General features: G+C 66.0%; 7 protein-coding genes and 1 tRNA gene. 4 read left to right on the forward strand and 4 right to left on the reverse strand.

Features of this window, described 5'->3' with window-relative positions; genetic code table 11:
- Nucleotides 1-10: 10 nt before the first annotated feature.
- Together C0J29_RS19780 and C0J29_RS19785 are read left to right on the forward strand one after the other, a co-directional pair.
- Entirely contained in the window at nucleotides 11-859 is an 849-nt protein-coding gene (locus tag C0J29_RS19780) for a DUF1707 SHOCT-like domain-containing protein (RefSeq protein ID WP_162951517.1), read from the forward strand.
- 64 nt (nucleotides 860-923) lie between these two features.
- Nucleotides 924-994, forward strand: a tRNA-Cys gene (locus C0J29_RS19785).
- Nucleotides 995-1,081: 87 nt separating this feature from the next.
- Here C0J29_RS19785 and C0J29_RS19790 read toward each other — a convergent pair.
- Nucleotides 1,082-1,912, reverse strand: coding sequence for an LLM class F420-dependent oxidoreductase (locus C0J29_RS19790; RefSeq protein WP_120793316.1), 831 nt, complete (start codon nucleotides 1,910-1,912; stop codon nucleotides 1,082-1,084).
- 115 nt (nucleotides 1,913-2,027) lie between these two features.
- Entirely contained in the window at nucleotides 2,028-2,582 is a 555-nt protein-coding gene (locus tag C0J29_RS19795) for a TetR/AcrR family transcriptional regulator (protein WP_120793317.1), read from the reverse strand.
- A gap of 95 nt (nucleotides 2,583-2,677) precedes the next feature.
- Here C0J29_RS19795 and C0J29_RS19800 point away from each other — a divergent pair, with 95 nt between their 5' ends.
- The gene (locus C0J29_RS19800) at nucleotides 2,678-3,103 is read left to right on the forward strand and encodes a nitroreductase/quinone reductase family protein (RefSeq protein WP_065046848.1); all 426 of its coding nucleotides are present in this window, start codon (nucleotides 2,678-2,680) and stop codon (nucleotides 3,101-3,103) included.
- Between the two features lie 5 nt (nucleotides 3,104-3,108).
- Here the strand turns inward: C0J29_RS19800 and C0J29_RS19805 are convergent, their stop codons facing one another.
- Nucleotides 3,109-4,248 carry a zinc-binding dehydrogenase gene (locus tag C0J29_RS19805; RefSeq protein ID WP_120793318.1) on the reverse strand — a complete coding sequence of 380 codons (1,140 nt, stop codon included), beginning with the start codon at nucleotides 4,246-4,248 and terminating at the stop codon, nucleotides 3,109-3,111.
- Between the two features lie 613 nt (nucleotides 4,249-4,861).
- Between C0J29_RS19805 and C0J29_RS19810 the strand changes: the two genes are divergently transcribed.
- Nucleotides 4,862-9,352, forward strand: coding sequence for an amino acid adenylation domain-containing protein (locus C0J29_RS19810; protein WP_242460488.1), 4,491 nt, complete (start codon nucleotides 4,862-4,864; stop codon nucleotides 9,350-9,352).
- A gap of 36 nt (nucleotides 9,353-9,388) precedes the next feature.
- Here the strand turns inward: C0J29_RS19810 and C0J29_RS19815 are convergent, their stop codons facing one another.
- The gene (locus C0J29_RS19815) at nucleotides 9,389-9,727 is read right to left on the reverse strand and encodes a hypothetical protein (protein ID WP_065046844.1); all 339 of its coding nucleotides are present in this window, start codon (nucleotides 9,725-9,727) and stop codon (nucleotides 9,389-9,391) included.
- Nucleotides 9,728-9,947 lie beyond the last annotated feature (220 nt).

The following is a 9,947-nucleotide window of genomic DNA, read 5'->3' on the forward strand; positions in this document are numbered from 1 at the left end:
GATATTCATCGTGGTCAGCGAAAACACTCGTGCAACCGACAAGGACCGCAACGACACCTGCCAGGTGCTCGACGCGGCGCTCGGTGACGGCCAGTTGTCGACCGAGGAGCATCGGCAGCGGGTGAGCTCGGCGACCAAGGCCACGACACTGGGCCAGCTCCGGGCGCTGATAACGGATTTGCAGATCCGTCCCGCCGAGGCGGGAATGTCTAACCCGATCGATAAGCCGATCAACAAACGGCGGGTGGTGCTGGGGCTGATCGGCCTGGCGGTTGTCGCGGCCGGCATCCAGCTCGCCTGGGGGCTGTCCGGCAGCGACTCACCGTCGGCGCCGCCGACGTCGCAGCCCATCTCCTCACCCGCTGTGGCGATCACCGTTTCCTCGCCACCGCCTCCGAGCACGACCTTGGCTCCCCCACAGCTGCTGACGCTGAGCGGAATCACCGGAGTGTTCGCGCAGATGCGCACCCAGTTCGGGGACACCCTGGGCTATCAGCTCAACGTGTACGAAGACAAGGTGGTGGTGCTGCGGCCCGACACCGCCAATGCGCACGTGGTGGTGCAATGGATGCTGCGCAACGGGAGCTGGACGAACCTGGGGCCCAGCACCGCCGCCGCTTCCGGCTCGGGGGTCGGCGATCTCAGCAAGTTCGACGTGCAGGCGGTGATGGGCGTGCTGCACGACGCCCCGCAGACTCTGCAGTTGTATGACGCTCCGCAGACGTTCCTGGCGGTCGAGAGCCGCAAGGACGGCACCCTCTACATCAATGTTCACGTCTCGGACAACACCCGCCGAAGCGGATCGATCGTGGTCTCCGCGGACGGCGCGGTCACCGAAATCGACCGTCCGCGGCGGTAATTAGCGATCAGGGCGAGGCAAACACTGGGCCGCGTGGCCCGGTCCTGGCACTGTGGGGCTTCGCGCGGGTGTGGCTGAGTGGCTAGGCAGCGGCCTGCAAAGCCGTACACACGGGTTCGAATCCCGTCACTCGCTCCGCGCCCCCTGCCCCGCGAGCAGTCGGGAAATCGCACGAAATCGTCGGCGCTGGTGCGATTTCGCGACTGCTCGCGGGAAGTGGTGTCAGCCGCGGTACTGCGCGACCCGGGCCGCGTAATCGTCAAGCAAGCGCAGCGACTCGTCGCGAGGTTTGGTGGGCAGCAGCAAGGCCAGCTGGCCGAACCCCAAATCCTCTGCGGCACGCCAGTATTCGATGTTGTTGGGGGTGCCGAACATCGCGAGCGGGACGTCATATGCGGCGGCGCCGCGCAACTGCTCGACGCGCCGGGTGACTTCTTCGATCGGGAACGGGTTGGAAATCCAGCCGGCCTCGTGCCGGACCACGCGCTTCATCGTGGCGTTGGAGTTGCCGCCGATGTAGATCGGCGGGTGCGGCTGTCGCACCGGCTTGGGCCGGATGTACGACGGCGGGAAGTCCACGTGTTTGCCGTGATATTCGGCGGGTTCGTCGGTCCACAGCGCCTTGATCGCCTCGATGCGTTCATCCAGCAGTGCGCCGCGCGTCTTGGGGTCGGTCCCGTGGTCGCGCATCTCCTCGAGGTTCCATCCGGCGCCCACCCCGAACACGAACCGCCCGCCCGAAATCAGGTCGATGCTCGCGGCCTCCTTGGCCGTGATGATCGGGTCGCGCTGGATGAGCAACGCGATTCCGGTGAACAGTTCGATCGTGGAGGTCACGGCTGCCGCGGCCGCCAGCGTGACGAACGGGTCGAGAGTGCGGTAATAGATCTTCGGCAACTCTCCACCGAGCGGATAGGCGGATTCGCGGCTGGCGGGTATGTGGGTGTGCTCGGCGATCACCAACGATTCGAATCCGCGCTCTTCGATCGCCCGCGCCAGCGACACCGTGTCGATGCTGTCGTCGTTGACGAATGTAGAGATCCCGAACTTCATCCCGCTGCCCCTGTCGGTCGATGCCGCATAACCTAATCGACCTTAGGCTGTGTGCGGCCCGAGAGGAGATTCGCCGATGACCCGTGGCGATGCTCCGTCGCACTGAGCCGGACCACTAGCCGCGGTGCACCAACCGGTCGAGCATCCGTGCGGTCCGGTCCAACGGATCGGTGGACCGGGCGGCCAGACAGAGAATGACGGCGCCCTCGACGGCGGCCACGATGGTGGTGGCCAGCGATTCGGCTTCGTCGGCCGCGACCGCCTCGTCTCGTAATCGCTGGGCGATCACCTGCTGCCAGGCGGTGAATACCTCGCCCGCGGCATCGGCGGCCGCGGGCGACTCGGTGCGACCCAGGGCGGCGGCCACGACCGGGCATCCGGCGGTGTAGTCGCTGGAGCGCAGTGTCTCCTTCCACGAGTCGACGAACGCCGTCAGCGACGCACGCACATCGCCGTCCGGCCCCGCGCCCTGCAGTGCCGGGTCGATGAGCCGGCCCGCCGCCCGGGTGGCCTCGGTCATCAGCTCCGATTTCCCGCCCGGAAAGTTGACGTAGACCGACCGGCGGGCCGTGCCGCTGTGCTCGAGCAGTTCGGCCAGGCCGGTACCGGCCACCCCGTGACGACGCAGCATCTCGATGGCGCTCTCGATCAGGCGCTCGCGGGCGGTCATCGGCTGCCCGCCGGGATCCGTGGGTTCATCGCTTGCAGTATACCGATTGGTCTACTAACGTCAGGTAGACCAATCGGTATACGCGGAGGGTCGACATGACGAAGACGGCAGACAAGACGCTGCAGAAGTTCCGGCGGGAACGCGCCATCGGACGCTACGTGCTCAATCCGGTGGTGAAGGGGTTGAGCAGACTGGGTCTGCGGACCGCGCTGGCCACCGAACTCGAGACCGTCGGGCGCAAGACGGGACAGCTGCGCCGGGTTCCGGTGTCCGCGCAATTCGACGACAACGGCGCGTGGCTGATCTGTCAGCACGGCACCCGCTCCGGCTGGGGTCGCAACATCGTCGACAACCCGAATGTTCGGCTGCGCCAGGGTAATCGGTGGCGCACCGGGGTGGCGACGTTGCGGCCGGATGACGACGTGGTGGCCCGCGGTCGCCAGTTCGGCCGACTGGGCGCCACGGTGGTCAAGGCCCTGGAGACGACGCCGGTGTCGGTGCGCATCGACTTCACCGGTTGACGCGACTAACCGTGCGGAGTCACCAGGAACTTCTCGCCGGTCGCCCGCCTGACGTATTCGTTGAACGCCTCAGGCTGCAGCATGCCGGCCAGGGACACCTCGCGGGTGTACTTGCTGGCGAACGTGGTGGTGAGTTCCGCTGCCACCCGCGCGCGCAGCCGCGCAAAGGTTTCGCCGCCGGCCTGCTGCAGAAACGGGGTGAGCAGCCACCCTCCGACACCCCAGGCCATCCCGAAGTTCCGGGTGAGCACGGTGGGGCTGGTGTCGAGGGCGCCATAGATGTAGACCTGCTTGTGCACACTCGAGCCGTAGCGGGAATACTGCGCCGCGGTTGCGTTGGCCGCCTCTTCCATGCCGTTGAGGATCTGGCTCACCAGCGTTCCGCCGCCGATGGCATCGAAGGCCAGCGTCGCGGACGTCGCCCTGAGCGCCGCACCCAGGTCGGCCGCGAACGACGGCGACGACGAGTTGCAGATATGGTCCGCCCCAATTGATTTCAGCAATTCTTCCTGTTCGGGCTTGCGCACGATGTTGACCAGCGGTATGCCGTCCCGCTGGCACAACTTGACCAGCATCTGACCGAGGTTCGACGCCGCGGCGGTGTGCACGAGGGCCGAATGTCCCTCGCGGCGCATGGTTTCGGTCATTCCGAGGGCCGTCATCGGGTTGACGAAGGACGACGCTCCGTCTCGCGCGGTGGCGCCTTCGGGCAGGACCAGACACGCGGCGGCGGCGACCACCCGGTATTGCGAATACGTCGCCCCGCCGGCGATCGCCACCCTTTTTCCGACGAGCGCCTGGGCGGCCTCGGACGACCCCGCCGCCACCACGCTGCCCGCGCCCTCATTTCCTACCGGCAGCGACTGGTCAAGTCGTGCGGACAGTCCTTTCAACGCGGACTGCCCGATCGGGGCGGTGACCACCGGGCGCTCCGACGTGCCCGAGACCGTCGCGGCGGTCATGTCGGCGCTCGCCACCAGCAGGCCCAAGTCGGACGGGTTGATCGGTGCGGCCTCGACGCGTACCAGCACCTCGTCCGCGCCTGGCTTCGGAACAGGAACCTCGTGTAGCGAAAGTTCCAGCGTGCCATCGGAACTCACCAAAGAACGCAGTTCGAGTGCGGTGTCGGGCAGATCTGCGGTCATGACGGGTGCCTCGTTCCTGTGTCGCGACGGATGCTCAGACCATTAAGTCTTCACCTTGCCGCTAACGACAATAGGAGTCCCATCCCGCCTGGTTTCAGGCGGATGGAACTCCTACCGGTTTGGCGCCGAGATCAGTCGATGACGTTGTCGGCGTGGAAAGCGGGGGCGGTGAAGGCGGCCTCTGCCTCGCAGAACAGGATTTCGTGGGCCATGTGAACGTCTCCTCGGGTGGTTGTGATCGAAACTGTCGGAGGCGCTTGCCATCCTTGAAAACAAAGTTTGCCCAATCTTGAGAAGCGGGACATCCCCCCGATGGCCATCGATCGAGTGGATTGATGAATCGACCGTTGGGAGGGCGGCGATGTCCCCCAAACAGTGGACACCGGAACCGCACGATTTTCGACCTTCGGCGAAGCCCACCGCCCGGGCCGCGCGCCCCGACAGTCATACGAACGAAGCCGTTCAGCGGGTAAACTTCTCGATCAAATGCTGCGCTGATTTGTCAGCGCACATACCCCGGAAAGAGACCCCGGAAGAGAGATAGGTGTCGCGTCTTGGCCATTCGGCGACATGACGATGCCTGATGCCGGGCGCCACGGGCGGAGGCCACGACATGGCCGATAGGGAGCGGCCTCTGCCGTTGACCCGGAGCCAGTTGGACATCTGGCTCGCGCAGGAGACCAGCGGCTCGGGAATACCTTGGCAGGCAAGTTTTTTCGCGGTGATCGACGGTGTCATCGAGCCGGCTCTGATCGAACGCGCGGTCCAGCAGGCGATAGCCGACTGCGAACCGCTCAGAGCCGCGATTTTCGAGGCCGACGGACAGGTCTACCAGAAAGTCGTCGACTACCCGGCGGTGGTGGTCCCGTTCCTCGACGTGAGCGGCACGCAAGACCCGGTCGCGGAAACCTACCGGCTCGCATTCTCGATACAGCGCGAACCGATGTCCTGGGCCGGGCCCTTGTTCCGATTCGCGTTGTACCGCACCGGCCCGAATCAATTCTTCTTGTTCTTCTGTCTGCATCACGTCATCGTCGACGGGTTCAGTACGGTGCTGTTGGTCAATCGAATCGCCGCGATCTACTCCGCCGTCGCCGCCGGCGTACCGGTTCCGCAATCCTCGTTCGGCACGCTGCGCGATCTGGTCAGCATCGAATCGGAATACGAAGCGTCCAGCGACTATCAAGCAGACCGCGACTTCTGGATCGGCAACCTTCCGCCGCACCGAGATCCGGTGGACTACCGATCCCCCGACGCCGGCGCTGAGCCCGATTACTACATCGCCGCACAACCGGTGGAGCTCGATCCCGTCGTCGTGCACCAGACCGACGAACTGGCCGCGACATTGGGCATCAGGAGATTGTCGGTCATCGCGGCGGCGTGCGGACTTCTCGTGCAGAGCTGGGACGGCGAGCCCCAGGTGGTACTCGACTTCCCGGTAGCCAGACGCACCAGCGCGAAGTTGAAGACGATTCCGGGGATGATCGCCGACGTCGTCCCACTTACGCTGACCACACCGCCGACGTCCTCCGTCGCCGACCTATGCCTGCACGCGGACTCGCAAATACGCGAAATCGTTCGGCATCAACGGTTTCCGGTGCACACCCTGAGCGGTCCAGCCCAGGGAGTTGCACTGAACTTCTTTCCGCCGACCAGCGTGCCGCAATTCGGCGAGGCACCGGCCTCGCTGGTGTACACCAACTTCGGCCGCGGGGACCGGTTCGGGCTGTTCTTCATGAACACCGGGCAGCGGCTGCTGGTCAGCACCGCAGGCATCGGGGCACCGTCGGACGCTTTCACGGGCGCCGCGCTGGCCGGCCGCCTGGCTGCGCTGCTGAGAAGCATGACCACCCACCCGGAACGCCGGCTGTCGTCGATCGACTTGCTGGACCCGCAGGCGGACCGTCCCCTCGAGACGTGGAGCAACCGCACTGCGTTGACACACCCCGTGACCTCCGGCCCTTCAATTCCGGAATTGTTTGCCGCACAGGTGAGCAGAACCCCGGAAGCAGTCGCCGTGACGTCTGCCGATGTGGCGTTGACCTACCGGCAACTCGACGCCGCGAGCAACCAACTGGCGTCGCTGCTGGCCGGACGGCTTATCGGTGCCGGTGACGTGGTGGCACTGCTGCTGCCCCGCAGCGGCCGGGCCATCGTCGCGATCCTTGCGGTGCTGAAAGTGGGAGCTGCCTACCTGCCCATCGACCCGGACCACCCCCAGGCCCGCGTCACCCTCCTCCTGCAGGACACCAACCCGGTGGCCGTGCTCACCACCGGCGAGTTGGCCCGCCTGGTGGCTCGCTACGAAGTGCCGGTCATCGACGTCGACGACCCCGCTATCGCCGCCCAGCCCGACACCGCCCTGCCGGCGCCGGCCGCGGAGCAGATCGCCTATCTGCTCTACACTTCCGGCACCACCGGGACGCCCAAAGGTGTGGCGATCACGCATCTCAATGTCGCGCAACTCGCGATGGCGCCGACCCCGCTGAACGACCGGCCGAAACTCGTGGTGACCCAGTGCCATTCCTACGCTTTCGACTTCTCCGTCTGGGAAATCTGGAGCACACTGCTGCACGGCGGACGTCTGGTGGTGGTGGGCGACGACGTGACCCGCTCCCCCAACGACTTTCACGCATTACTGGTGGCCGAACACGTCACCGCTTTGACCCAGACACCCTCGGCGGTTGCGGCTCTGCCGACGGAAGGGTTGACCCAGACGGCACTGGTCGTCGGAGGCGAAGCCTGCACCGCCGAGGTGGTGGACCGCTGGGCGCCCGGGCGGGTGATGGTGAACGCTTACGGCCCAACCGAATCCACCGTCTGCGTGTCCATCAGCGCACCGCTGACTGCCGGTTCGAGGGTCGCGCCCATTGGGCGACCGCTTCCGGCGACGGCACTGTTCGTGTTGGACCGGCGGTTACGCCAGGTGCCCACCGGCGTGGTCGGAGAACTCTACGTCGCCGGGAGCCAAGTCGGAGTTGGATATTGGCGCCGGCCCGGGCTGACGGCATCGCGCTTCGTGGCGTGCCCCTTCGCCGGGACCGCGGCCCCGGGAGAACGAATGTACCGCACCGGCGACCTGGCGCGCTGGGGTGCCGACGGCCAGCTGCATTACCAGGGCCGCTCCGATGACCAGGTGAAGATTCGCGGCTACCGCATCGAGCCGACCGAGATCGCCACGGCGCTGGTCCAGTCAGCGGGTGTGGACCGCGCGGTCGTCATCGCCCGCGAAGACCGTCCCGGCGTCAAACGCCTGGTGGGCTACATCACCGGTGGAGCGGACCCCGAAGCGGTGCGGGCCGGGCTCCAAGAACGCTTGCCCCACTACATGATTCCGGCGGCCGTGGTGGCGCTCGACAAGTTGCCGCTGACCGTCAACGGCAAACTCGATGTCGCCGCCCTGCCCGTCCCCGACTACACGATTACCGGGTATCGGCCACCGGCCACGCCGCTTGAGGAAATCGTGGCCGGGATCTTCGCGCGAGTTCTCGGCCTGGAACGCGTCGGCACCGACCAATCGTTCTTCGACCTGGGCGGCGACTCGTTGCTCGCGATGCGCGCCGTGGCAGCGGTCAACGCCGCCGTGGCCGCGAATCTGTCCGTGCGGGTGTTGTTCGACTCACCGACCGTCGCCGAACTCGCGCCACACGTCAACACGGGAACGGCTCCGCTGCTCTCGCTCACGTCCGTGGTGCGGCCCGAAACGGTACCTTTATCCCTTGCCCAGCAACGCATGTGGAGTGTCATCCAGGTGCAGGGGCCGTCTGCCGTGTTCAACATCCCCTGGGTGCTGGAGTTGCGTGGGCAACTGAACACGCAGGCGCTGGCACAGGCCCTGGCCGATCTGGTGTGTCGCCACGAGCCGTTGCGCACCATCTACCCTGCGGTCGACGGCGTACCGCACCAGGTGGTCGTGCCGGTGGACGAGGCCGAATTCCGCTGGGAGATCATCGATGCCACCAGTTGGGCGCCGGACCGGCTGCGCGAAGTCGTTGCCTCCCAAGCCCGCCACACTTTCGACATCGCTACCCAGCTGCCCCTGTCGGCGCGCCTCTATCGGCGGGCCGACGACGACCACGTGCTGGCTCTGGTGCTGCACCACATCGGCGTTGACGGCTGGTCACTGGCCCCGCTGGCGGCCGATCTGAGCGAGGCCTACCGCAGTCGAAGCGCCGGGCAGGCCCCGGCCTGGGAGCCGTTGCCCATCCAGTACATCGATTACGCCCTGTGGCAACGGGCATACCTTGGTGATCCGGCGGACGCCGACAGCATGATCGCCGCCGAATTTCGGTATTGGGAAGAGACGCTTGCGGACATGCCCGCGCCGTCCACGCTGTCCCTTGTCGAAACCAGGTCCCTTGTCGAAACCGGGTCCCTTGTCGGCGCCGACGCCGATGCCGGCGCCACCGGGTTCGACAATCACGGCGATACGGTGGACGTGCTGTGGCCGGCGGCGTTGCACCGCAAGGTAACCACGCTGGCGCGTGAGCACCACGCCACCAGCTTCATGGTCGTCCAGGCGGCCCTGACCGTGCTGCTCTCACGCCTGGCCGCCAGCGACGACGTCGTCGTTGGCATCGCGGTGGCCGGGCGAGGCCACCCGATGCTCGATGAGCTGGTCGGCATCTTCGTCAACACCGTGCTGCTGCGCGTCGAGTTGTCCGACGACTCGGATTTCGTGCAGGTGCTGGATCAGGTGCGAACCCGCAGCCTGCAGGCATTCGATCACCAGGACATGCCTTACGGCAGTCTCGTCGACCGGATCAACACGGCACGTTCGTTCCCCCCGGGCCCGTTGACGCAGGTCATGCTGGCCTGGCAGAACAACAAGCCCGCCGAGTTGGTACTCGGTGATTTGGACATCACGGCGATCCCGGTGCATACCGAGACCGCGCGAATGAACTTCTTGTTGTCGCTGGCGGAACACTTCACAGATTCCGGTGCAGCTGCCGGAATCAGCGGGGTCGTTGAGTATCGCACCTCGGTGTTCACCCGGGCGGCCGTGGACAGCATCATCGAACGGTTGCAGAAACTCTTGACGGTGGTGACCGCCGACCCACGGCGGCCGTTGCCGTCGATCCTCGAACTCGACCAGCCGCTGTGAACCAGGCCGCAGGGCCGGATGTTCGCCCGCGGCGGGTCAGCTTGCGGGTGCCCCCTCGGGCGGAATCGCACCGCCGCAGCCGCCGGGCGGCGGGGGGCCGGGCATCGGTTCGTCGCCACTGACGCAGTCGTAGTAGAACTGCGGTCCGACCATCCAGGTCTTCATCCACTGGTGCCAATACGACCCGTCGGGGTACTTGTCGCCGTCGCATACCGCCAAATTGCCCCAGCCCCAACGTCCGCCGGGACAGAAGCCTTTGGTCATGTCCGGCTGGTGCGGATCAGGCGGATCAGCGCTGGCGACCGCCGTGGGAAAGGCAAGCGCCGCAGCACAACCCAACACCGCGGCACCGCGGCGAGCGAGCTTGAATTCCATTTCGACTCCCTTGAATGGTCAATCAATACAGCCGATTCCAAGCGGTGATCAGTACTTGCGGATGCCGCGCTTTTCGGTAGTTTACGACGCCGCAGATTAGCTGTGTCAACATCGATTTAATTAGGGCGTCGTAATGCATTCCGGGTCACGCCCGAATCGGGAACGGTCGGCCCGCGAAACCGGACCCGGCAAACTGCCCAGCGGTGGCGGGTATCGCTTG

This window comes from Mycobacterium paragordonae (assembly GCF_003614435.1).
Lineage (GTDB): Bacteria > Actinomycetota > Actinomycetes > Mycobacteriales > Mycobacteriaceae > Mycobacterium > Mycobacterium paragordonae.

Coding starts and splice junctions, on each gene's coding strand:
- C0J29_RS19805 (WP_120793318.1), bottom strand. CDS start 4,248: ATGACCGCAGATCTGCCCGACACCGCACTCGAACTGCGTTCTTTGGTG.
- C0J29_RS19800 (WP_065046848.1), top strand. CDS start 2,678: ATGACGAAGACGGCAGACAAGACGCTGCAGAAGTTCCGGCGGGAACGC.
- C0J29_RS19795 (WP_120793317.1), bottom strand. CDS start 2,582: ATGACCGCCCGCGAGCGCCTGATCGAGAGCGCCATCGAGATGCTGCGT.
- C0J29_RS19815 (WP_065046844.1), bottom strand. CDS start 9,727: ATGGAATTCAAGCTCGCTCGCCGCGGTGCCGCGGTGTTGGGTTGTGCT.
- C0J29_RS19810 (WP_242460488.1), top strand. CDS start 4,862: ATGGCCGATAGGGAGCGGCCTCTGCCGTTGACCCGGAGCCAGTTGGAC.
- C0J29_RS19790 (WP_120793316.1), bottom strand. CDS start 1,912: ATGAAGTTCGGGATCTCTACATTCGTCAACGACGACAGCATCGACACG.